Annotated in this window: 24 protein-coding genes, 1 tRNA gene and 1 riboswitch; of the genes, 9 read left to right on the top strand and 16 right to left on the bottom strand. The window is 43.4% G+C overall.

Annotated elements, in window-relative coordinates; all coding sequences use genetic code 11:
* Positions 1 to 309 (top strand): IS30 family transposase (locus C6H66_RS22555; protein ID WP_146111104.1); only part of this gene is annotated, 309 nt, incomplete at its 5' end.
* Here the strand turns inward: C6H66_RS22555 and C6H66_RS22550 are convergent.
* The 3 genes from C6H66_RS22550 to ribB all read right to left on the bottom strand — a co-directional run bounded on the left by C6H66_RS22550 (position 295) and on the right by ribB (position 2,993).
* Positions 295 to 1,170, bottom strand: a complete 876-nt coding sequence (locus C6H66_RS22550; RefSeq protein WP_105396792.1) for a DUF1835 domain-containing protein — start codon at positions 1,168 to 1,170, stop codon at positions 295 to 297. The genes C6H66_RS22555 and C6H66_RS22550 overlap by 15 nt on opposite strands.
* A 189-nt stretch (positions 1,171 to 1,359) precedes the next feature.
* Entirely contained in the window at positions 1,360 to 2,145 is a 786-nt protein-coding gene (gene ygiD / locus C6H66_RS22545) for a 4,5-DOPA-extradiol-dioxygenase (protein WP_105396791.1), read from the bottom strand.
* Positions 2,146 to 2,339: 194 nt separating this feature from the next.
* Entirely contained in the window at positions 2,340 to 2,993 is a 654-nt protein-coding gene (gene ribB, locus C6H66_RS22540) for a 3,4-dihydroxy-2-butanone-4-phosphate synthase (protein ID WP_105396790.1), read from the bottom strand.
* Positions 2,994 to 3,147: 154 nt separating this feature from the next.
* Positions 3,148 to 3,324, bottom strand: a riboswitch (FMN riboswitch).
* Positions 3,325 to 3,460: 136 nt separating this feature from the next.
* On the opposite strand from ribB, the gene ubiK reads away from it, so the two are divergent.
* Positions 3,461 to 3,748: a ubiquinone biosynthesis accessory factor UbiK gene (gene ubiK / locus C6H66_RS22535; protein WP_040148857.1), complete on the top strand. Its 288-nt coding sequence runs from the start codon at positions 3,461 to 3,463 to the stop codon at positions 3,746 to 3,748.
* A 68-nt stretch (positions 3,749 to 3,816) separates the two neighbouring features.
* Here the strand turns inward: ubiK and C6H66_RS22530 are convergent, their stop codons facing one another.
* The 6 genes from C6H66_RS22530 to C6H66_RS22505 form a co-directional block, all read right to left on the bottom strand.
* Positions 3,817 to 4,479 (bottom strand): DUF799 domain-containing protein, encoded by a 663-nt coding sequence (locus C6H66_RS22530; protein ID WP_046397002.1) that lies wholly within the window; start codon positions 4,477 to 4,479, stop codon positions 3,817 to 3,819.
* Entirely contained in the window at positions 4,476 to 4,835 is a 360-nt protein-coding gene (locus C6H66_RS22525; protein ID WP_036778319.1) for a DUF4810 domain-containing protein, read from the bottom strand. The genes C6H66_RS22530 and C6H66_RS22525 overlap by 4 nt, the downstream gene beginning before the upstream one ends.
* Positions 4,836 to 4,856: 21 nt before the next feature.
* Entirely contained in the window at positions 4,857 to 5,528 is a 672-nt protein-coding gene (locus tag C6H66_RS22520; protein WP_046397001.1) for a CsgG/HfaB family protein, read from the bottom strand.
* Between the two features lie 601 nt (positions 5,529 to 6,129).
* Entirely contained in the window at positions 6,130 to 7,554 is a 1,425-nt protein-coding gene (hldE, locus tag C6H66_RS22515) for a bifunctional D-glycero-beta-D-manno-heptose-7-phosphate kinase/D-glycero-beta-D-manno-heptose 1-phosphate adenylyltransferase HldE (RefSeq protein WP_105396789.1), read from the bottom strand.
* Positions 7,555 to 7,629: 75 nt separating this feature from the next.
* A complete protein-coding gene (glnE, locus tag C6H66_RS22510; RefSeq protein WP_105396788.1) occupies positions 7,630 to 10,473 on the bottom strand; it encodes a bifunctional [glutamate--ammonia ligase]-adenylyl-L-tyrosine phosphorylase/[glutamate--ammonia-ligase] adenylyltransferase in 2,844 nt (947 codons plus the stop codon).
* A 32-nt stretch (positions 10,474 to 10,505) separates the two neighbouring features.
* Positions 10,506 to 11,444 (bottom strand): CYTH domain-containing protein, encoded by a 939-nt coding sequence (locus C6H66_RS22505; protein WP_105396787.1) that lies wholly within the window; start codon positions 11,442 to 11,444, stop codon positions 10,506 to 10,508.
* A 262-nt stretch (positions 11,445 to 11,706) separates the two neighbouring features.
* On the opposite strand from C6H66_RS22505, the gene C6H66_RS22500 reads away from it, so the two are divergent.
* On the top strand, positions 11,707 to 12,327 hold the full coding sequence (locus tag C6H66_RS22500) for a TIGR04211 family SH3 domain-containing protein (protein WP_105396786.1): 621 nt from the start codon (positions 11,707 to 11,709) through the stop codon (positions 12,325 to 12,327).
* 16 nt (positions 12,328 to 12,343) lie between these two features.
* Complete coding sequence (locus C6H66_RS22495; protein ID WP_046396998.1) at positions 12,344 to 13,609, top strand: multifunctional CCA addition/repair protein; 1,266 nt, start codon at positions 12,344 to 12,346, stop codon at positions 13,607 to 13,609.
* 59 nt (positions 13,610 to 13,668) lie between these two features.
* On the opposite strand, the gene bacA is transcribed toward C6H66_RS22495, so the two are convergent.
* Both bacA and folB read right to left on the bottom strand, forming a co-directional pair.
* Positions 13,669 to 14,487 (bottom strand): undecaprenyl-diphosphate phosphatase, encoded by an 819-nt coding sequence (bacA, locus tag C6H66_RS22490; RefSeq protein ID WP_105396785.1) that lies wholly within the window; start codon positions 14,485 to 14,487, stop codon positions 13,669 to 13,671.
* Positions 14,488 to 14,663: 176 nt separating this feature from the next.
* Complete coding sequence (gene folB, locus C6H66_RS22485) at positions 14,664 to 15,014, bottom strand: bifunctional dihydroneopterin aldolase/7,8-dihydroneopterin epimerase (protein ID WP_046396996.1); 351 nt, start codon at positions 15,012 to 15,014, stop codon at positions 14,664 to 14,666.
* A gap of 106 nt (positions 15,015 to 15,120) precedes the next feature.
* On the opposite strand from folB, the gene plsY reads away from it, so the two are divergent.
* Positions 15,121 to 15,768 carry a glycerol-3-phosphate 1-O-acyltransferase PlsY gene (gene plsY, locus C6H66_RS22480; protein WP_105396784.1) on the top strand — a complete coding sequence of 216 codons (648 nt, stop codon included), beginning with the start codon at positions 15,121 to 15,123 and terminating at the stop codon, positions 15,766 to 15,768.
* Between the two features lie 80 nt (positions 15,769 to 15,848).
* Here plsY and tsaD read toward each other — a convergent pair whose 3' ends face one another.
* Positions 15,849 to 16,862, bottom strand: a complete 1,014-nt coding sequence (gene tsaD, locus C6H66_RS22475; protein WP_105396783.1) for a tRNA (adenosine(37)-N6)-threonylcarbamoyltransferase complex transferase subunit TsaD — start codon at positions 16,860 to 16,862, stop codon at positions 15,849 to 15,851.
* 294 nt (positions 16,863 to 17,156) lie between these two features.
* Here tsaD and rpsU point away from each other — a divergent pair, with 294 nt between their 5' ends.
* The 4 genes from rpsU to C6H66_RS22455 all read left to right on the top strand — a co-directional run bounded on the left by rpsU (position 17,157) and on the right by C6H66_RS22455 (position 21,801).
* Positions 17,157 to 17,372 carry a 30S ribosomal protein S21 gene (rpsU, locus tag C6H66_RS22470; protein ID WP_001144069.1) on the top strand — a complete coding sequence of 72 codons (216 nt, stop codon included), beginning with the start codon at positions 17,157 to 17,159 and terminating at the stop codon, positions 17,370 to 17,372.
* 120 nt (positions 17,373 to 17,492) lie between these two features.
* On the top strand, positions 17,493 to 19,235 hold the full coding sequence (gene dnaG / locus C6H66_RS22465) for a DNA primase (protein WP_046396993.1): 1,743 nt from the start codon (positions 17,493 to 17,495) through the stop codon (positions 19,233 to 19,235).
* Between the two features lie 170 nt (positions 19,236 to 19,405).
* Positions 19,406 to 21,256, top strand: coding sequence for an RNA polymerase sigma factor RpoD (gene rpoD, locus C6H66_RS22460; protein WP_046396992.1), 1,851 nt, complete (start codon positions 19,406 to 19,408; stop codon positions 21,254 to 21,256).
* Between the two features lie 468 nt (positions 21,257 to 21,724).
* Positions 21,725 to 21,801: transfer RNA gene (locus tag C6H66_RS22455), tRNA-Ile, on the top strand.
* 14 nt (positions 21,802 to 21,815) lie between these two features.
* On the opposite strand, the gene C6H66_RS22450 is transcribed toward C6H66_RS22455, so the two are convergent.
* From C6H66_RS22450 to C6H66_RS22435, 4 genes are read right to left on the bottom strand one after another with little or no spacing between them, the layout of a single operon-like run.
* Entirely contained in the window at positions 21,816 to 22,973 is a 1,158-nt protein-coding gene (locus tag C6H66_RS22450) for a site-specific integrase (protein ID WP_248000785.1), read from the bottom strand.
* Entirely contained in the window at positions 22,856 to 23,203 is a 348-nt protein-coding gene (locus C6H66_RS27075) for a helix-turn-helix domain-containing protein (protein ID WP_146111103.1), read from the bottom strand. The genes C6H66_RS22450 and C6H66_RS27075 overlap by 118 nt, the downstream gene beginning before the upstream one ends.
* Positions 23,196 to 23,423, bottom strand: a complete 228-nt coding sequence (locus C6H66_RS22440; protein ID WP_105396781.1) for a hypothetical protein — start codon at positions 23,421 to 23,423, stop codon at positions 23,196 to 23,198. The genes C6H66_RS27075 and C6H66_RS22440 overlap by 8 nt, the downstream gene beginning before the upstream one ends.
* 33 nt (positions 23,424 to 23,456) lie before the next feature.
* Positions 23,457 to 23,786 (bottom strand): hypothetical protein, encoded by a 330-nt coding sequence (locus tag C6H66_RS22435; RefSeq protein WP_105396780.1) that lies wholly within the window; start codon positions 23,784 to 23,786, stop codon positions 23,457 to 23,459.
* Positions 23,787 to 23,947: the final 161 nt, after the last annotated feature.

Here is a 23,947-nt window from a genome sequence, read left to right as displayed (position 1 = left end):
AAACAAAGGGTTAAGACCATCACATTCGATAACGGTTTGGAGTTCGCAGAGCATGAAATCATGAGTAAAAAATTAGAAACCCAAATTTATTTTGCTCACCCTTACTCGCCTTGGGAAAGAGGGATAAATGAGAATATCAATGGACTAATCAGACAATACTTTCCAAAGGGAACTGATTTTAATGAAGTCTCTGATCAGGAAATAAATTTTGTGGTAAACCGATTAAATAATCGCCCCCGAAAAACACGGGGAGGGAAAACACCGAATGAATTATTTAAAGGAATACGAACATGTTTACTTCCGGATTAACGATGTTGCACTTATTATGTGAATCCAAGAAGGATTATCTGAACGAAACTGCTCCCAAACTTCGCTCCCCAATTGACACTGAATAGCCGTAACTGGCTGGCGATTCTGCCACAACAGAAGCAATGATTCCTCAGGCAACTGCCCAAGCCCAATAAACCGCCTGCTGCCAGGGTAATGATTGACTGTCACCATCTCCAGTAATGACGCAGGATATCTATTAAAATGCGCCAAGCATCGGGCGAGAGTCAATTGGTCATAGCTATCATGCTCAAACCACAGTACGACGCGCTGATATTTGGCAGAAGCAGATAACAAAATTTGCTCTTCCTGTTCACGCTGATAAATAAGTTGATTCTGATTGACACCAATCCGTGCAACATAATGTTCAGAAAGAAATTTTACCCGTTTCGATAACCAACTCTTATCTGACACTACCGGCCCTTGGCAGAATGGATCACTGTAGGCCAAAAAGTCTCCGCGAAAGCCTGCCAGAGTAAGATTGTTCTGGATATCAGATCCGCAACGAATATGTAGCGTCGAAAGTTCATGATCTGGTGTTAAGCCCTGTGTTTGGATCGCTATTCGGGCCTGTTCCATCGCTGTCACATGGGCTTTCAATTTAGACCAACTCGGAAGTCCCAGTTCACGGGCAATTATCCACTGAGCATCACTCAATCGATTGTGCTGTTGAACCAATTCATCTTGCGTTAAATGCGGATAATGGCGACGAAAACGCTCAATTGCTTCAGGAAATGATTGTCGCAATGCATTACGCAACTCTTTTGCCCGCTTACGCTGCTGCTCAAGAGTAATTCTAAATGGTGAAGGGGAAAATAAAGACGAAGCTCTGGGTTGAGTCATGATCACAGCCCTTTTCTAAAGTCTGTGTCCGCTAATCAGACAGAAAAGGGAAAGCCATACAGCATATCGTTTCAATGATCATGGGCGCAGCCCTTTCCGCAGACAAGGTGGCGATGATCTCGCCGTCGGTCATCCTAACAAAAGGAGAAAGGGCTTTCAATCAATATGAAAGCCACAGAAGTTAACTATTCAACCAACCTGCACAGACAACATACCCAGCGAACCAGACTCAAGACCATCTACAGGAATGGAAACCGCTTCTTTCCTATCCCACGTTCCCATGATATACAGCAACGGTAAAAAGTGTTCAGGAGATGGATTGGATAACTGCCCCTCTTCCCTGTCCAGTGCATGAATCAAAGGATAAGGTTGCTCATAACTGGTAAGGTTATCACGCACATAATGGTTAAATGATTCTGCCCAGGGATATGGTTCAGCATCAGGTTCCTGCCTCTTCATGGTACGAAGATTGTGTACCACATTACCACTCCCCAAGATTAAAACACCTTCATCTCGTAAAGCAGCCAGCTTTTTCCCTAATTCATAGTGGTACGTCGCTGGTTTGGTATCATCTATACTCAGTTGAATGACTGGAATATTGGCCTGAGGATACATCTTAACCAGAATTCCCCAAGTCCCATGATCCAACCCCCATTGATGATGATCAGCATAAACTTCCACAGGTTCCAGCATCTCTTGCACTAAAGCAGCCAATTCAGGCGAGCCTTTAGCCGGATACTGAATTTCATACAATTCCTGTGGAAAGCCACGAAAATCATGAATAGTCCTCGGTTGACTCATGGCGGTTACCGCTGTGCCATTGGTATACCAATGAGCAGAAATCGCCAAAATCGCTCTGGGTACAGGCAGTCTTTCACCAAGTTCACGCCACACATTGGTATAGCGATTTTCTCCCAGTACATTCATTGGACTGCCATGACCAATAAACAGTGCCGGCATTCTGGAAATATTCATAATGACCTCTCACACCAAATATAGGTAATTTTAATACTTGCGGACAGGTTACGCCTTTCAGATAAGCAAAACAGTGGGCTAACGGTGATGAAGTTTTTCAAAAAAATTGAAAAGTCACAGCTTGCGTAAACTGTGACTTTAGAGAACATGTAGGTTATAACTGATATTTCGTCCGTTTATCAGACAATTACGACTCAGCTTGCTTTTTGTTCCATTGCCTGGCGATAAATTACCAGATCTTCAATAGTGACTACCGGCATATTATGCAGTTTCGCAAATTGCACTACCTCAGGAGTACGCGCCATTGAACCGTCATCATTGGTTAATTCGCACAATACACCTGCCGGTTTAAAACCAGCCAAGCTGACTAAATCAATTGCTGCCTCAGTATGCCCCTGACGAACCAGCACTCCACCAAGTTGAGCGCGTAGTGGAAAAACATGTCCCGGACGGTTCAAATCACTGGGTTTGGCATTATCTGCAATCGCTGCACGAATAGTCGTGATACGGTCAGCCGCAGAAACCCCCGTCGTCACTCCCTGAGCGGCCTCAATAGTTACGGTGAATGCAGTCTGGAACGGGCTAGAGTTATTTTCTACCATCATGGGCAATTGCAATTGCTGGCGGCGCTCTTCTGTCAGGCATAAGCAGACAATGCCACTGCCATGACGGATAGTCAGTGCCATTTGCCCTACGGTCATTGTTTCGGCCGCAAAGATAATATCACCTTCATTTTCACGATCTTCATTATCCAGCACCATCACCCCCCTTCCATCACGCAAAGCGTTAATGGCGTGTTCAACACGTTCTGATGATGTGCCATATTCAGAAAGTAGCGTCTGATTCATGGTAAAGAAACCTCATTAAAATTTATGGATTACCAGAATCAGGGCGGTCTTGAGGAGTTCTCGCTATAACATCACGCCGTAACATTAATATTATTAATATCAGGTGTGAATACCATAGCCGGAACAACAGACGAGCACAAAGCCCGACAGATACCGTTATTCTCTCCCATCCGGACTATCACCGTCGGCTCCAGAGTTACACTGGATCTGCTGACCTCCGCTTTATCATAAAGATAACTACAAACGGAGCGCTCGCGGGCTTCACTATACCATCCATAAGATAGCCTAATGTTACCGCCGGTGGGGACTTTCACCCCGCCCTGAGATAAGCTAGTGAACTATAACGCTAATATTTGCCGACGGCAATCAACAAAATCAAATGTGAAACCTGGCTCACAATGGCTTGTGGTTTTACTATCTGGTATTACACTATCCAGAAATTATTTATGTCATAAAAAGGATGCATCATGCTCGATCCCAAAAAAATTGAACAAATTGCCCGCCAGATCCAGGATTCTTTACCAAAGGGGGTTAAAGAGTTCGGTGGTGATGTAGAGAAAAAATTACGGATGATTTTGCAATCCCAACTTGGCAAGCTTGATTTAGTGAATCGTGAAGAATTTGATATTCAAACTCAGGTTCTGTTACGTACCCGTGAAAAATTGACCGCAATGGAACAGCGTTTAAGTGAATTGGAAGCGAAGTTTGAAAATAAAAATACCCCATCTGCTGATAACATGGCAAAAGAAGAATAATTATTACTATACATAAAAACAACCGTGATAATGAGCAGAATGTGATATCTGCTCATTATTATTAGAGATTAATGCTGCTGGTTTTCTTTACCGTAATGCTCAGAACGTGGACCATACAGCAAACTGTGACTACCACCGGCTGTCAGTAAGCGGTTACTTGTAATGCCAGCGATTTCATGACCTCTATCCATAATGGTATCAGCGATTTGTGAAACTACGGCAGACACCAACATACCAACAAGACTATTCGAATTGTTTTGATTTTCAGTTGATGAAGCCATTGCTCGACCATGCCACAGTTGCTTGCCACTACGCAAATCCACCAACTTCGCGGAAGCCGTTACACGAGTATCGCTGTTGATAATCTGATATTGCGTACCATATTCCTCAATATCCAAATAGAGCGCAGAATCTGCACCGAAAATATCATGCAATTTTTTGTAACTGATATTCTGAACATCCTGTGCGGCTGTCACACCATTTTGCTGAAATGTCTCTTCCACAACAGCAACCGGAAAGACATAATAGCCAGATTCCGCCAATGGATATGTCACATGAGAAATTAGGCTGTGCCCTGCTTTAACTTCCACAGATTTGTTTACCGCCGGCAGAACCAGAATGGATTTCGGTTTGCTTTCTTTAAATGCAGTGTAATCATAAGGAACAGATTTACTACACCCTGTCAGCACAAATGCCGCCAGTAGACTTAACGCGACGAGAATACGGTTCATTGCATAGTTCCTTTATTTTTACTTAATAAAAAGTCCATAAATGGCGCTGACTCAGGAAACAATTTTTTCTCTATTTCAAACTGATGGAACGCTTCTGAAACACGACCTGTTTTGCTATAAAGCAGCCCCATCTGTGCATGCAGACCAGGTGGTACAGGCTTATCTTTGGCTTTCGCTCTTTCAATTACCTGCTGCAAAGCCTGTAACTGCTCTTCAAACCCTATCTTATCCTGTTGATAATACTGATAAATTGTAGGTTGGTATTTATCCCACTCATAAATTGTTTTTGGCTGCGTGGCACAACCCGCTAAAGCCATAGCTGCCAGCAATAAGCCCGCTTTTTTCATTAATATCATGAACATATATCCCTATATTTATTAATTAGATGGCTTCCATGCACCGGTTTCAATGCTTTCAACCAGACGGTTTACCGCTTCACGAATAGCCAGATCCAATACTTTACCATTCAGCGTGGAATCATAGCTGGCAGTGCCACCGAAACCGATAATTTCACGGTTGGATAATTTATATTCTCCTGCTCCCGCTACAGAAAAAACCACTTCGGAAGTTTCTACATTCACGACATTCAGCGTGACTTTAGAATAAGCCACCTGTGACTTACCGCGCCCTAACAATCCCCATAACTGATGATCACCCACTTCTTTACGGCCAAATTCAGTCACATCACCGGTAATAACATAAGCAGCACCTTTCAACTTCTGCGATTTACCTTGTAAACCTGCTTCCGCTTTCAGTTCCGCCATATTGGTGCGTTCCAGCACCGTAAAGCGTCCAGTCTGCTGTAAGTGCGAAATTAAAATCGTTTTAGATTGATTACCGAGGCGATCAACGCCATCAGAGAAAATCCCATTTTGATAACTGGAACGGTTTTCAAACTTACCTATCGCAATTGGGCTACGAACCCCTTGATATACGGTATTGTAAGAATTAACTTTTTGTACTTGAACGGTATTAGAAGATTCAGTTGCACACCCTGCTAATATTGCCGAAGCTAAACAAATTGAAGATAAAATCAACTTACCTTGCATAAAAACTTATTCCTGCGTAAAAAATTTATCCGTTTATCTACTAACTTTAAAATGTAAAGGTTATAGATAACATATTTCATTAAAAAATCATTTACATCAGAAATCATTATGAATAAGCCAACGTTATGTGACCAGCATTTTATGCCACAAAGATAAAAAAAATATCTGTTACATCACATTTCATCAGATTAATCCTCCACCAATCTAGATAATAAAATCACGTTAATTTGAATTGTTATTATAATATTTTGATAATGTTTATGTCGTTAATTAAATTACTCGTACCTGATATTACAAATATCCATTTATTTATGGTTAAATATCATTCAATAAACACAAATTAAATAAAAAAAATAACCGGGAAGATTTCATCTCTTACCCGGCTTTCATTCAAATAATATATACCCTATGGATTTCAAGATGCATCACGACGGCAAGGGAGCGAATCCCCGGGAGCATAGAGAACTATGTGACCGGGGTGAGTGAGTGCAGCCAACAAAGAGGCAGCTTGAAAGATGACGGGTATAGTCAAATAAATAATCTACAGCGCTTAATACAGTAATATCTTCTAGCTGTTTTCAATGACAAGCTAAAGCATTATTTACTGATCTTTAATCGCCTTGATGATATTGGTTGTTGAAATACCATCTTCAAAGTTCAGCACTTTGACTTCTCCGCCCGCAGCCCAAACTTCTTTACTGCCAGCAATTTCTTCCGGTTTATAATCTCCCCCTTTTACCAATACATCCGGCAAAACATCCGCAATCAATCGCTGTGGTGTATCTTCTTCAAATGGCACAACCCAATCCACAGCGCCCAGAGCAGATAACACAATCATTCGTTGTTCTAGTGGATTAACAGGACGGCTTTCACCTTTCAGCCGTTTAGTCGATGCATCACTGTTAACAGCAACAATTAACCGATCACCCAGTTTACGGGCATTCTCCAGATAAGAGACATGACCCGCATGCAGAATATCAAAGCAGCCATTAGTCATCACAATCCTTTCACCACGTTGGCGAGCATCAGCGACAGCCTGTTTAAGCTGAACTTCGGTCATCACACCAAAACCCGTTTCAGCACGGCCACGGATAGCATTCTCCAGTTCAATCGGCGAAACAGTCGATGTACCCAGTTTGCCAACAACAACACCCGCAGCAGCATTCGCCAGGAAACAGGCTTCATTCAGTGGCTTTCCAGCCGCAATCGCCGTTGCCAACACACCAATAACCGTATCACCGGCACCAGTGACATCAAACACTTCTTGCGCCTGCGTAGGCAAATGTAATGGCGGTTGATCAACACTCAATAAACTCATCCCCTGTTCAGAACGGGTAATCAGTAATGCCTGGAGATCCAAATCCCGAACCAATTGAGTTCCCTTCTCAACTAATTCATTGTCATCTTTGCAGTGACCCACCACCGCTTCAAATTCAGACAGATTTGGCGTGAGTAAAGTTGCACCACGATAACGTTCAAAATCATTACCTTTCGGATCGATCAACACCGGGACTTTGGCAGCGTTTGCCAATTTGATCATGTCATGAACCTGACTCAGCGCACCTTTGGCGTAGTCAGATAAAACTAGTGCTCCAATATGGGGCAACGCCTGTTCAATGCGCTCAAACATCGGCTGCGCATCGACATTATCGAAACCTTCTTCAAAATCTAAGCGAATTAACTGCTGGTTACGGGAAAGTACCCTCAGTTTGGTAATTGTCGGATGTGTCGGAACAGAAACAAAATCACAGCGCACCTTAACACTGCGCAGTTTCTCATTCAGTGCATGTGCTGCGTCATCAATCCCAGTCAAACCGATTAAATGTGAATTTGCCCCAAGAGCCGCAATATTCATAGCAACGTTAGCTGCGCCTCCCGGACGTTCCTCAATAGTATTTACTTTTACTACAGGCACCGGCGCTTCCGGCGAAATCCGGCTAGTCGGCCCATACCAGTAGCGATCTAACATAACATCACCGACGACTAAAACCTCTGCGCAGTGAAAATCCGGGAGTGTCATTTTCAATCCTTGCTCCAAATATTAGATATCAAATTGGTGCCAAATATTATCATACGACCGTAAAATCCCTACACCAAACTGTTATTGTTCACCTAACCACTGTTGCCAACTACGACGTACCCGCTCTTGTTGCTCACTGAAACAATGGGTTGATACTCGACTGGAAAGCGTCTGTAACGCCAAATGATGTAGTTCATCACGCATAGAAACGTAAGCCTGTGTTAATGCGGCTGCCTCATCTTCATCCATAATTTCATAAGCCGCCATTAATTGGAAAATCCGTACATTATCCGACCAACGCACCAAACGCTCATTTTCAGCAGCATAACGAAGCACCAAATATTGAGCGATAAATTCGATATCGGTGATCCCCCCCGGATCAGCTTTAATATCAAATTGATCTGAATGGTGACTACCTAAATGTTTATGCATCTTTTCCCGCATTTCCCTTACCTGCTGACGCAACAAAGCGGATTCTCGTCGCGTACATAACGTCTGATGGCGTATCCGTTCAAAATCCCGGTGCAAGTTTTCATCACCAAATACCATACGGGCACGTACCAACGCCTGATGTTCCCAAGTCCACGCTTGATTCTGCTGATAATCTGCAAATGCGCCGATGGTACTGACTAACATGCCTGATTCCCCGGAAGGACGCAGGCGGACATCCACGTCATACAACACGCCAGAGGAGGTTCGAGCGCTGAACAAGTGCATAATTCGTTGGGCAAGACGCAAATAAAATTGCCGGGCATCAATCGATCGATCGCCATCGGTCATCACATCCACCGGGCAATCAAGCAGGAAAACTAAATCAAGATCAGAACTGTAACCCAACTCCCAACCACCCAATTTGCCATAACCAATCACAGCAAATCCCAGACCTTGCCGCTGACTCAAATGTGATGGAACACCATAACGTTTTGCCATTTGTCCCCACGCCTGTTGAACGACTGCTTCAATAATCGCTTCTGCCAAATAAGTGAGATGATCACTGACTTTCATCACCGGCAACACGCCAGTGATATCCTCCGCCGCAATCCTCAATAATTGCGCTTGCTTAAACTGGCGGAGCGCCTCTAGTTGCTGCTCTTCATCATCCTCAGGTATCCGCAACAAATATTGCCGCAATTCATCTTTGTAAGCATTCAATGGCAAAGGTTGATACAGGAATTGTGGATCAAGCAGTTCATCCAGCAACAATGGGTGACTGGCAAGCTGAGTCGCAATCATCGGTGAAGCAGCACACAACCGGATAACATGTGTTAATACAGCTTCCGATTCAAGTATCAGTTCCAGGTAAGTTGTACGGCTGACAATACTTAATAACAACGGAATAACCCGCTCTAGCACGATATTGGCATCTTGTCGCAAACAAACTTTTGCCAACAAACGTGGCATCAGATGGTCAAGCACATCACGCCCACGCGGGCCAATGGTTCTTTTGCCCACATCATGACGGAACACAGAAATGATATGCAATATCTGTTGTGCAATCGCTTCATCCAAATGCGGAGCTAGTATGATCAACTCTTCTTTTTCGAGATTTTCCAGCCACAGACTTTTAAATGGCACATGACCAAGTTCCTCTTCACAATTATCACTGTCATCGCCAATTAATTGCGTAAAAATAGCCCGAACAGCCCCCATCTGACTGTTCAATTCAATTGTCAGAGCTTCCCAATTTTCAAATCCCATGCCCCACGTCAGTCGTGCACAATTCAATTCATCTTCTGGCAGAGTCTGGGTTTGTTGATCGTTAATTGACTGTAAAAGATTTTCTAACCGCCGCAAAAAGAGGTAACCGTCAGTAAGTTGTTTCACCTGCAATGGTTGCAAAATCGCCAACTGCGCTAATATTTGAAGAGTTGGCAACAACGCCTGAGATTGCAAACACAGTTCACGCCCACCACGAATAAGCTGGAACACCTGGGCGATAAATTCAATTTCACGAATACCACCAGCGCCTAGTTTGATATTGTCTTTCAAGCCACGGCGACGCACTTCCCGTTCAATCATGCCTTTCATATTTCTCAGAGATTGAATCACACTGAAATCAATGTAACGGCGAAAGACAAACGGTCTTAGCATCCTGCGTAATTCTTCACCATACCCTTGGTCTCCAGAACCCATAATCCGCGCCTTCACCATCGCATAACGTTCCCAATCACGTCCCTGCTCTTGATAGTAATCCTCCAGCGCAACAAAACTGAATACCAATGGGCCACTATCACCGAATGGACGCAAACGCATATCCACCCGATACACAAAACCATCCACAGTTTGCTGATCGAGCACTTTGATAAGACGCTGCCCCAAACGGGTAAAAAACTGAGCGTTATCCATTTCACGACGGCCGCCTTGGGTAAGACCGTTTTCAGGATAGACAAAAATCAAATCAATATCAGAAGAGAAGTTCAGCTCGCCACCGCCGAGTTTTCCCATACCGAGAATTAACAGTGGTTGTGGCTCTCCCTGTTCATTACAAGGGGTTCCCCAATCCTGGCAACAACGCTGATATAACCAGTCACGAGCCGCAATAATCAACGTTTCAGCCAACATACTGAGTTGTTGCAGCGTCTCCTGAGTCGTAATGCTATGCAGTGCCTGCAACCAAGCTATTCTCACCAGTATCTTGTTACGAAACTGACGTAAAACCCGCATAAGGGTATTTTCATCCTCTACTGATGCGAGTAACTGTTGCAGCCATTCAGCATATTGATGCCACTCCTGCGCTCCAGGTGGATGTTGGCGGATCTCAGCTAACCATTCAGGATGAGCTTGCAGATTCTCAACAACAAAATCACTCAGTGACAATACCGCCAGCTCATGAACAGAAAAAGGCTCAACACTTAACGTTAATTGTTGAAAATGTTCCGTCACACGCTGTAACTGAGCCAGAAGCGGGGTTGAAAGTGGCAACATAAAGAATTCCTTTATTTAAGCGGAGAGATTTATTAACCACATAGATTTATTGACCACATAGTCAGTGCCAACTTACATTGCAAATAGAACGAGCTATAACATAGCGTTTCAGCTTCTGTTTCCGTATCCAATAATTTCTGGTTGATAGCAACTAATTGGTTATTCAACTGTTTCGGCTCACTAGAATATTTGATCATTTGCTGAATCAAAGTCAGTACTTGCTTTAAACCATCCCGACCATCCGATAAACCAGCCAACCAACGTTCCTCTTGTTCCTGCCAATGGGCTAATATTGATGTAAGTACCGAAGATAATGACTGCTGCATATCAATTTCTACCTGAGTTGAAAGCAAGACTGCCTTTGGTTTTCCCTGAGCTAACTGATAACCACGAGCTGCTTTACTTTTATTTCCTTGCCGCAAGCCGTTTGATTTTGCCAACTCAACCGCCAATGTTAATACATCGGCTATAGTTCCTTGCTTTAACTCCAGTTCAAACTCACACATTGGCTCCTTACGGTCTGCTGCAATAATTTCCCCCTGATCGAGCACCACTTCAATCTCACTTTGTCCATAAGTCACCACCCACTTCTCCCGCATAAAGTCAGTACTGAATAACGCATTCAAGCGGGATTGCAACGCTTCCACATCACAGTTGTCAGGCCAGATGTGCCGTGGAAACAGAGTCAATGCCAGTTCCGGCTTTACCAATGGCACATTATATTCCGGTCGCTGATGCAACCCGCCAACCACCTTACCGGCTGTTTTGATCGTCATCTCATACTGGTCATCAAAACCACGGATCCGCAATCCCATATCAAGACCGCGCAGTTGGTTATCCGACGTCTCGAAATAGATATTGGTTAACTTTTGGGGAGAAAAATAGTCATGAGGAAATAACAGTAACTGCTGACGAATTGCAGGAATAGCTTGTGGTCTGGCGATAAGTTTTAATTCAATTTCTACACTCATATCTGCACCATTGATGACAATCTTTGCCCTTCATCTTACCTTGATTTCGCTTTTTTCCACGATGAGTAAGAAGAAAATTAAAATTTCTCTTTCCTGCAAGTTATGATAGTAATTAACAGGAAATGTTTCGTTCAACAGACAACAAGCCCTGTATTCAATCGATTAGAAAAGTGTCATTTTGGTTTACCGATTGCTCTAGCAAACTTAACTCTTTACTATCAAATTCTAAACTCACCATAGATAAAGAACAGTTGAAATCACAATGCGAAAATTACCTTTACTTCTTACGGCGCTATTGAGCCTAAGCTTTTCGCTGACTACCCACGCGGAAGAAAAGCGCTATGTATCTGATGAGTTATCTACCTACACACACGCCGGGCCGGGTAACCAATACCGTATAGCCGGTACACTAAATGCCGGTGACGCAGTCACGTTGATAAGCATCAATCGGGAGAGTAATTACGCTCAAGTGAAAGATGATAAAGGCCGTCTTGTCTGGCTACCCGTTAACCAGCTTAGTAATAAACCCAGCTTACGTACCCGCCTGCCGGAGTTAGAACAAGAAGTGAAAACATTGACGGATAAGTTAGCCAATATAGACAATAACTGGAATCAACGCACTGCCGATATGCAACTGAAGGTTGCCAATAGCAGTAACATTCTTGCAGAGTTGAAAAAAGAGAATGAGAAGTTGAAAAACAAACTGACGGTAGCAGAAAAAAAGCTCGATGCTGCAAATCTGCAACTTGATGACAAACAACGCAATATCATTCTGCAATGGTTTATGTACGGCGGTGGCGTTGCAGGCGCTGGTTTAATCTTTGGATTATTACTGCCACATATGCTCCCACGCCGTAAGCGTAATGACCGTTGGATGAGTTGATTAAGGAACATATTAGGTGAGAGTCTATCTGGTTGGCGGCGCAGTACGTGATCGCCTGCTAAATTTTCCTGTAAATGAGCGGGATTGGGTTGTTGTGGGTGGAACGCCAGAAGAACTGCTATCCCAGGGATATCAGCAAGTTGGCAAAGATTTTCCGGTGTTCCTGCATCCCAAAACCCACGAAGAGTATGCACTGGCACGCACCGAGAGAAAATCCGGCCAAGGATATACCGGTTTTACTTGTTATGCTGCGCCGGATGTCACACTGGAAGACGATTTACAGCGCCGTGATCTGACAATTAATGCGATTGCTCAAACATCCACGGGTGAACTTGTCGATCCTTATCATGGTGTTGATGATTTAAACAATCGTATCTTACGCCATGTTTCTGATGCTTTCTTTGAAGATCCACTAAGGGTATTACGAGTGGCTCGTTTTGCCGCTCGTTTCGCCCACTTAGGGTTTACCATCGCCCCAGAAACACAGGCGTTAATGTCAAATATGGCAATTAACGGCGAGCTATCAGCACTCACACCGGAACGTGTCTGGAAAGAGACCGAAAAAGCCCTTATTACCCATTCCCCTCAGGTCTTTTTTCAGGTTTTACGTGATTGTGGCGCATTGGCGGTGTTGTTTCCTGAAATCGATAATTTGTTTGGCGTTCCCGCACCAGAGAAGTGGCATCCTGAGATTGATACCGGTATTCATACGTTAATGGTGCTGAAAGTAGCGACTGAATTAACAGATGAAGTCGATAGCCGTTTTGCTGCTCTATGCCATGATCTTGGTAAAGGGCTGACTCCGCCAGAACAGTGGCCTCACCATTATGGACATGGGCCAGCAGGCGTTAAGTTAGTTGATCAATTATGCCAACGTCTGCGCGTTCCTAATTCTGCCCGTGATTTGGCAAAATTAGCTGCTCAATATCATGATTTAGTGCATACCGTTGCCCAATTGCGGCCAAAAACATTACTTAAATTGTTTGATGCCATTGATGCATGGCGTAAGCCTCAGCGAATAGAGCAATTGATTATCATCAGTGAAGCCGATGCACGAGGTCGTACCGGTTTTGAAGATACGCCATATCCGCAAGGCGATTATCTGCAACAGGCATTCAAAGTTGCCTGCCAGGTTCAAGTGAAAAACATTGTAGACAGCGGGTTACGTGGCGCGGACATTGGTCATGAGCTACGACGTCAACGTCAGCACGCATTGGCAGAATGGAAACAACGAGACAATACTGTTCAAAACAATGCTGTTCAAGGTAATACTGTTACCTAAAACATCCCCTGATATCAAACATTAGGCAATCTTCGAATTGATATCAGGGGAACTATTCGTTACATAAATACCCAGTAGACAGCGGCTGCCACAATAAAGCGGTAGATAGCAAATGGGATAAAAGATATACGTTTAATCAATGCCAGAAACGTTTTAATGGCGACTAACGCAACAACAAATGCAGTAATAAAACCGACAGCAAACATTGGGATATCAGAAGCGCTCAAAAAGTGTAGGCTCTTATATAAATCTAATCCACTTGCCCCCATCATCATCGGTACAGCCAGAATAAACGAGAACTCTGATGCAGTATAACGATTAACCCCCATCAGCATTCCTCCAGAAATTGTCGCGCCTGAACGAGAAAATCCCGGCCACAACGCTAAGCACTGGAAGCAACCAATCATAAAAGCCTGACGATAAGTAATATCATCCAGCCCTTCTGCTCTCGGTGTTTTAGGTTTCAAGATTTCTGCTGTAATCAGCAACACACCACCAATAACCAAGGCGTACATCACGCTTTGTGGGTTAAACAGCGATTTGATGACATCATGGAACAGCAACCCAAGCGTGACCGCAGGTAGCATTGCTAAAATAATATGACTCAGTTTCAGTTTGCCATTGGTTTTACCTTCGTGGGAAACTTCACCAAAGTGGATACCAATGAGCCCAAACAAGCGACGCCAAAACACCACTACCACAGCAAGGATAGATCCAAGCTGGATAATAACTTCAAATGTTTCAGCTTTATCGCCAGTAAATCCCAACATATGGCCAACGATAATCATATGGCCGGTAGAGGAAACAGGAAGAAATTCAGTTAGCCCTTCAACAACACCAAGAATAGCTGCATGAAACAAGGTAGAAAGGTCAGTCATATAGAGAAGTCGCCCATTAATAAATATCCGAAACAAGTAGCATGGAATAAACTCAGCTACCATTATTCCCATTGTCATTAATCAATTGACATAATTATCAAGCCTGGCATCACTGCATGTCAGTCTATGTAAGAACAATGACAATAATATGGCAGCCGAATTCACTACTGATCAGATTATTTTTTTCTTTCAATAATAACACCAACTTGACGGGCCTGCGCAACAGCGCCCGGTTTACTGACTTTTATCCGTATCCACGGCGAATTAAAACGTTTTAACAGCAGATCCGCTATCTCTTCAGCCACTCTTTCAACCAGAGCAAAATTCTGATTTTCTACATGATTGATGATCGCTTCGCTAACTTTGGCATAATCCAAACAATATTCGACATCATCACTGGAAGATGCGCGTTTATTATCCCATCCCATTTCGATATCGAACACTAACTTCTGTTTAATGGTCTGTTCCCAGTCGTAAACACCAATTGTGGTAATCACAACTAACTCTTCAATAAATACGATATCCATCACGTCATTTTCCTGTTTTTCAATTTGTCGGATACCACTTCCGACTAAATATGCGTATTATCCATGACTAGACTAAGAAAACGACCATTATTATTGGGGAGACATTATGAGTGCTATCGCGCTTGGCATGATCATCTTCGCGTATCTTTGCGGTTCAATCTCCAGCGCAATACTTATTTGTCGGCTGGCTGGGTTACCTGATCCTCGTCAACACGGTTCAGGCAACCCAGGCGCGACAAATGTACTGCGAATTGGCGGCCGCAGTACCGCGGCAATAGTACTAATTTGTGATGTTCTGAAAGGGATGATCCCCGTCTGGTTGGCTCATCAACTCTATGTTCCCCCTTTCTATTTAGGAATTACAGCAATCGCGGCTTGTCTCGGTCATATTTACCCGGTCTTTTTCCAATTCAAAGGCGGTAAGGGTGTCGCAACCGCTTTTGGCGCTATCGCGGTAATCGGTTGGGATCTAACAGGTTTGATGATGGGTACCTGGTTGTTGACTATATTACTAAGCGGCTATTCCTCTTTAGGGGCAATTATTAGCGCCTTGATAGCACCGTTCTATGTCTGGTGGTTTAAACCTGAATTTACTTTCCCCGTCGCCATGCTCTGCTGTCTGGTGTTACTACGTCACCATGATAATATCCAGCGTCTGTGGCGCGGCCAAGAAAGTCGTATTTGGAACAAGTTCAAAAAGAAAAAAGAGATGACCGAAAAAGAAAAAAACCAAACAGAAAAAGAGCAAAGATAAAGAAGATCAACAACAGAACCGGATAAAAACCAGCAACTTATTGAGTTACTGGTCTTTTATTTTCATTATATCAAGAAGATTTATAATGCTGGTAATTCCGACAGCGGCCAGCGGGCCTTGACTGTCACACCAAGTGAATCACTCACCTCTCCTTTTAGACGGATCATACCGGCAAGCGCAATCATAGCACCGTTATCTGTACAGAATTCAGGACGCGCATAAAATACTTCGCCACCCAATTTTGCCATGACCTCTTCCATCTTGGTGCGCAATGTACGATTGGCGCTGACACCACCTGCCATTACCAGTCGCTTGAATCCAGTCTGCTCAAGCGCTCTTTTACATTTAATCGCTAATGTATCAACTACCGCATCTTCAAAAGCGCGGGCAATATCCGCTCTAGTCTGCTCATCATCGCTGTTGCTATGAATAGTATTAGCAGCAAAAGTTTTCAATCCCGAAAAACTGAAATCCAGCCCAGGACGATCTGTCATCGGACGAGGAAATACAAAACGCCCAGTTTCCCCTTTCTGAGCCATCCTGGAGAGTATCGGCCCCCCTGGATAATCCAATCCCAATAACTTAGCTGTTTTATCAAACGCTTCACCAGCGGCATCATCTATTGATTCACCAAGCAGCTCATACTTACCAATACCCGTTACACTAATGAGCTGTGTATGACCACCAGACACCAGCAAAGCCACAAACGGGAATTCAGGGCTGTTATCTTCCAGCATCGGGGCAAGCAAATGCCCTTCCATATGATGAACAGGAATCGCAGGAACATCCCAAGCAAACGCCAGAGAACGGCCAATCGTCGCCCCTACCAACAACGCGCCAACCAGACCAGGACCTGCCGTATAAGCCACCGCATCAATATCTTTACGGGTTAATCCTGCCTCTTTCAAAGCAGCTTGAATCAAAGGTACTGTTTTGCGGATATGGTCACGTGAAGCCAATTCAGGCACGACACCACCGTAATCAGCATGCAGTTTAATCTGACTGTATAATTGATTTGCCAATAAACCGGCTTTGTCGTCATAAATTGCGATTCCGGTTTCATCGCAAGACGTTTCTATACCTAAAACTCGCATTACACTACCTATATTCCACAGAAGAGAGCCAGTTTATCATTAATAAGATAATTTGCGCGGCTTACATGCTGACTATTTTTGCTGCTTAGTCTATAATCAGCCCTCTACGTAAAACTCCTGTGTGGTTATCGTCAATATTACGGAACTGATTTGCAGATCACCGTCGTAATGTTATTGTTTCAATTTGCGGCGGCGCTTTACAAAGCCGTGTTCATTGAAGTAAAATTCCGCACCATTTTAAGATGGCTGGCATCCCACGCCAGCAAGACCGATTTCTATTGAGGTGAGAGGCACATGCCGGTAATTAAAGTACGTGAAAACGAGCCATTCGACGTAGCATTGCGTCGCTTTAAGCGTTCCTGCGAAAAAGCAGGTGTATTAGCAGAAGTTCGCCGTCGTGAATTCTATGAAAAACCAACGACTGAACGTAAACGCGCTAAAGCTTCTGCTGTAAAACGTCACGCTAAAAAGCTGGCTCGTGAAAACGCACGCCGCACTCGTCTGTACTAATCCTTGCGGTTGATCCGCATAGTGATTGAATTTGCAGACAACAGTAGTTGCAGATAAAGGCCGTGCTTTCCGAAAGGGAGCGCGGCTTATTGTCGTTCATCAACAGGCGTAAAAGGGCTTATGGCTGGACGAATTCCGCGCGTATTTATCAATGATTTATTAGCTCGTACCGATATCATCGATCTGATCGATGTTCGTGTGCCACTTAAAAAACAGGGTAAAAATCACCACGCGTGCTGTCCATTTCATAACGAAAAGACACCCTCGTTTACTGTTAATGGCGATAAACAGTTTTATCATTGCTTTGGTTGCGGAGCTCACGGCAACGCCATCGATTTTCTGATGAATTACGATAGACTTGAGTTTGTCGAATCCATCGAAGAATTAGCTGCTATGCATGGTCTGGAAGTCCCTTATGAAGCAGGTTCCAGTAGCAGTCAGATAGAACGTCACCAAAGACAAAACCTTTATCAACTGATGGATAAGCTTAACAGCTTCTATCAAAATGTATTAAACACTCCCGCAGCACAACAAGCCCGGCAATATCTGGCTCAGCGTGGGCTTAGTGAAGAAATTATCCACCGTTTCTCGATTGGTTTCGCTCCCGCAGGTTGGGATAACACCTTGAAACGGTTTGCTCATAATGCAGAAGAGCATAAACAGTTAAATGACGCCGGAATGCTGGTCGCAAATGATAATGGCCGTACCTATGACCGCTTTCGCGAACGAATAATGTTTCCAATCCGTGACCGCAGAGGGCGCGTGATTGCATTTGGTGGGCGTGTTCTGGGAGATGCACTCCCAAAATACCTTAACTCACCAGAAACTGAAATTTTCCATAAAGGCCGTCAGCTATACGGTCTCTATGAAGCACAACAAAATTACAGTGATCTTTCACGGTTATTAGTGGTTGAAGGTTATATGGATGTGGTAGCACTGGCGCAGTTTGGTATTGATTATGCTGTTGCCTCACTAGGTACTTCCACTACATCGGAACATATTCAATTACTTTTTCGCGCTACTGATAACGTCATCTGCTGTTACGATGGCGACAGAGCCGGGCGTGATGCGGCATGGCGAGCATTGGAAACAGCGCTACCTTATCTGAATGATGGTAGGCAGTTACGTTTTATGTTTTTGCCTGATGGCGAAGATCCTGATTCACTAGTCCGTAAAGAAGGCCGGAAAGCATTTGAACAAAGAATGGAACAATCTCATACATTGTCTGAATTTCTGTTTGAATCATTACTGCCACAAGTTGACCTGAGTAGCCCTGAAGGGAAAACAAAACTCAGTTCACTTTCTGTACCATTGATTAACCAAATTCCTGGGGAAACTTTGCGTCTCTATATGAGACAAGAACTTGGCAATATGATAGGCATTCCTGATGCAGTACAGTTGGAACGTTTATTACCGCAGCGTCTGGAAAGTGGGAATAATTATCAGATGCCGCAGCTAAAACCGACAACTATGCGTATACTTATAGGACTGTTGGTACAGAACCCACACTTAGCCGCTTTAGTTCCCCTACAGGGAATTATGCAGGCCAAAATCGCAGGCTTACCATTATTTATGGAGCTTGTGGAGGTTTGTCTTACTCAGCCAGGGCTAACAACTGGACAACTGCTAGAACAATATCGTGATAATAAATTTAGTAAACAACTTGAAAAATTAGCTACATGGAACGATATACAAGTAGAAGAAATAGCAGAAAATACATTTCGTGACGCATTGGATCATCTCGTTGATTCAGCGTTAGAAGAACGTTTAGACATTCTTATCGCCAGGGCAAGAACTGAAGGTCTGACACCGGAAGAGCGCGAAGAAGTTCGTTTGATTAATGAATCCCGTGCCAGAAAGTAAACACTGAATTCACGGCTTAAGTGCCGCATTTGGTAGGGAAATAACCCTACATTTTGCCGCTATAAGTGGGCAGCGGCAATATAACGAAAACGCCCTTAAAAGTTATTGTTGGCAGATTAGTTTCGCCGACCGACACCAACCCAAATACTCTGAAGTGTGGATACCGTCTTATGGAGCAAAACCCGCAGTCACAGCTAAAGCTACTTGTCACCCGTGGTAAGGAGCAAGGCTATCTGACCTATGCTGAGGTCAATGACCATCTGCCGGAAGATATCGTCGATTCCGATCAGATCGAAGATATCATCCAGATGATCAATGACATGGGCATTCAGGTAATGGAAGAAGCACCTGATGCCGATGATCTGATGCTAGCAGAAACCGCTAACGACACAGATGAAGACGCTGTGGAAGCTGCTGCGCAAGTCCTGTCTAGTGTTGAATCTGAAATCGGTCGCACCACCGACCCAGTACGTATGTACATGCGTGAAATGGGTACCGTTGAGCTATTGACCCGGGAAGGTGAAATTGACATTGCTAAACGCATTGAAGATGGCATCAATCAGGTACAGTGCTCCGTTGCTGAATACCCAGAAGCAATCACCTATTTACTGGAACAATATGACCGTGTGGAAGCAGGTGAGGCTCGCCTGTCAGATCTCATTACCGGTTTCGTTGACCCAAACGCAGAAGAAGACCTTGCGCCCACTGCTACTCACGTTGGTTCTGAGCTCCCACAGGAAGAACTTGATGATGATGAAGACGACGATGATGAAGACAGTGATGACGATAGCGATGGTGATGATGACAACAGCATCGATCCAGAATTAGCGCGCCAGAAATTCCAAGAACTGCGACAACAGTATGATATTACCCGTCAGGAAATTAAGGATAATGGTCGCAACCATCCAAATACTGCGGCCGAAATTTTAAAACTTTCAGAAGTTTTCAAACAGTTCCGTCTGGTGCCAAAACAGTTTGACTATCTGGTCAACAACATGCGTTCTATGATGGATCGTGTTCGTCTTCAAGAGCGCCAAATCATGAAAATGTGTGTTGAACAGTGCAAAATGCCGAAGAAGAACTTCATCACTTTGTTCTCCGGTAATGAAACCAGCGACATTTGGTTTACTGCTGCAAAAGCAATGAACAAACCCTGGTCTGAAAAACTACTTGAGGTGGAAGAAGAAGTACAGCGCAGCCTGCAAAAACTTCGTCAAATTGAGGAAGAAACTGGTTTAACCATTGAACAGGTAAAAGATATCAACCGTCGTATGTCCATCGGTGAAGCAAAAGCTCGCCGAGCGAAAAAAGAGATGGTTGAAGCCAACTTACGTTTGGTTATTTCAATTGCCAAAAAATACACCAACCGTGGCCTGCAATTCTTGGATCTAATTCAAGAAGGCAACATTGGCCTGATGAAAGCGGTTGATAAATTTGAATATCGTCGTGGTTATAAGTTCTCAACTTACGCCACATGGTGGATACGTCAGGCAATTACACGTTCAATTGCTGACCAAGCTCGTACCATTCGTATACCCGTTCATATGATTGAGACAATCAACAAACTCAATCGAATTTCCCGTCAAATGTTGCAGGAAATGGGACGTGAGCCAACGCCGGAAGAGCTGGCAGAACGAATGTTGATGCCGGAAGACAAGATCCGTAAAGTACTGAAAATTGCCAAAGAACCTATCTCAATGGAAACGCCAATTGGTGATGATGAAGATTCACATTTAGGTGATTTCATTGAAGATACAACACTGGAACTGCCGCTGGATTCTGCAACCTCAGAAAGCCTGCGTTCAGCAACCCATGATGTTTTAGCGGGTTTGACCGCGCGTGAAGCAAAAGTACTGCGTATGCGTTTTGGTATTGATATGAATACTGACCACACGTTGGAAGAAGTCGGCAAACAGTTCGACGTTACCCGTGAACGTATCCGCCAGATCGAAGCGAAAGCACTACGTAAACTGCGTCATCCAAGCCGTTCTGAAGTTCTGCGTAGCTTCCTTGATGAATAATTACAAATTTTATTCATTCTGACTAAAAAGCGTCTGCTTCGGTAGACGCTTTTGTCTTTTATATCGGAGACACTTTTTAAATCCTCTGACAATATGATATTTACGCAGAAATATCATCACAAGTTCTCTGATATAACTCAATTAACACTCTCTCCAATCGATAGATAAAAAAGTCGTTTTCCATTTGGTGATTAAAGAGGAATGAAAGGGACATAGTTATCATTAAAATAATCACGTATAGAATAGCTTTTTATCGGAATAATAATATGACCAGATGACGCAAAATCGCTTCTGAAAAATTAATCCAGTGACGGATAAAAACGTTAAATAGGCTATAAAAACAACTGACATATATCACTCCCCGTTTTCACTACTTACTAAAAACGCAATTTTGCACATAAAATGATCATACGAATTTACAAAGCTAGACCGCGAGCAAAACTGTACGTATAATCCCTTCCATCCAACGGCCCCTTAGCTCAGTTGGTCAGAGCAGGCGACTCATAATCGCTTGGTCACTGGTTCAAGTCCAGTAGGGGCCACCAGATTTATCAACAAGTTACATGCTGTTTACTTGACCTGATATAATCGCTTGGGACGTAGATGGGACGTGGCTGTCAAAAATCACATCTATTTGCCTTGCGTGTTCAGTTAAATGGTTGGGCGCTAAATGAGCATAGCGCCTCACCATTTCGATCGACTCCCATCCCCCCATCTCTTGTAGAATTGATAACGGAACACCCGCCTGAACCAACCAACTGGCCCAAGTATGTCGCAAGTCGTGGAATCTGAAATTTTCTATCCCAGCTCGCTTTAACGCAGAATTCCATGCAGTGTTATCATCAACCCGCATCTTTCTAACTGCTGGTGTCTTCGTTCCATCATTTCTTATTGCAGATTTTTTGTGCACGAACACCCATTTGTGATGATTTCCTATCTGGTTACGCAGCACTTGGCACGCCGTGTCGTTTAGAGCTACTCCAATAGCTTTTCCTGATTTACTATCCTCAGGGTATATCCAAGCTACTTTTCGTTGCATATCGATTTGCTGCCATTCCAAATTGATGATATTTGACCTTCTCAATCCCGTTGTTAATGCAAACTTAACGACAGATTTTAACGGCTCATGGCATTCATCTATAAGTCTTTTGGCTTCGTGATGCTCGATCCATCGTATTCGCCCATTTTTCGGCTGACTGGTTTTGATTATTGGTGCCCTATCTATCCATTTCCACTCTCTCTCTGCTGCCCTGAGTAGCGATTTTATAAGCGCCAAGTGCAACCCTTTTGTGGCCTTTGCCGCTGGTTTTGGGGTGTAAGTGGGAATATCTTTACCCTTTCTTTTATTTGCTTCACACTTTGATTGCCAATTTTCCAGATGTTTTCGATTCTCCATTTTTGCTACTGCGGAATATATCTTCTCTGCTGTGATATTTTTTATGATCACCCCAGAGAAGTGGATTAGCCAAAACTCTATCATGCTCTTATCTTTGTCTATTGACTTCTTGTCAGCCTTCTCTTCAAGCCATCTGATACAAGCCTCTTCAAACGTGACATCAGGATAATCACCGAGTTTATCTACCCTCCACAAATCAGCCCTCAGTTTGTCATGCAATTCCTGCGCTTGCCGCTTGTCCTCTGTGCCAAGAGACTGCTTAATTCTCTTGCCGCCTGGGATCGTGATGTCGGCGTACCAGGTCTTGTTTCTGCGGAATATTGACATTTGTTACCTTCCTTAGCGTCAACCGCGCTCACTTTTATAGTGTTGATCGGATTATTTAGTGCGGCAATACAATTTTGCCTCGTGATGAGATAAGGTGATTGTTGTTTTGATGGGTCTTTTCTTGCTGCTATCAACCTGCCAGTTCGAATCCAGTTTCTTAATGTCGGTGGTGATACACCAACAAAGTCGCACGCTTCGTTAAATGTCAGGGGGTATCTATCCATTCTTACATTCCTTTTGCAAATTTCTCACATACTGAGAAAGCCAGTTTTTCGGACTGGCTTTTTTCTTCTGATGCTCAGACATAATTAATTTAAACTTGGGTGTATATTTATCGAGTATTGCTGTGACGGCTTTATCATCGTATTTACTGAGAGATGTCAGCTCGCTTAAGCATTCCCTTGCTATTGCCCGGCGTCCGTTTTCTAGAACTTGGTCATTCATCTAGATTAAATTTCAAATCAGTTATTTTCATTTTTAATCCCATATTAAATCAGTTAACTCATTATTTAATAGTCTACATTTTTCAGCGGCATCAATGATTTTCTGCGCTCTTTCAATGTTAGCTTCTGTAATATCAAATTTAATTTCACTCCATCCATCCTGATCAGTTATGTATATTGAAAACCAATTATTTATCAGTGAATTGTTACTTTTAATGGCTGATATTTTAATAAAGAATAATCCACAATCTAAATAAGCTATTGTCATTCTAGGTGAATTATCAAAATACCAATCATCCGACGTGTATTTAAAATCTTTCATTGAGCAAGTTAACATAATCAAGCCTTCTCTAATTACACTCATATTTCAACGAGAGTTTCTTTCCAGTCCATATCTTCTAAATCGACAATAGCTACAATTTCATATTGAGATGATGGTAATTCAGAGAACCAATTGTCGTTAATTTGAGACGGCCTTTTGTTCCATGCCAATACAATTCCCTTGTTTTCTGTGACTATAAATTT

It is taken from the genome of Photorhabdus hindustanensis (genome assembly GCF_002968995.1).
GTDB lineage: Bacteria > Pseudomonadota > Gammaproteobacteria > Enterobacterales > Enterobacteriaceae > Photorhabdus > Photorhabdus akhurstii.
Note: the sequence above shows the minus strand (reverse complement) of the source record. Positions and strands in the feature narration are given on the sequence as shown.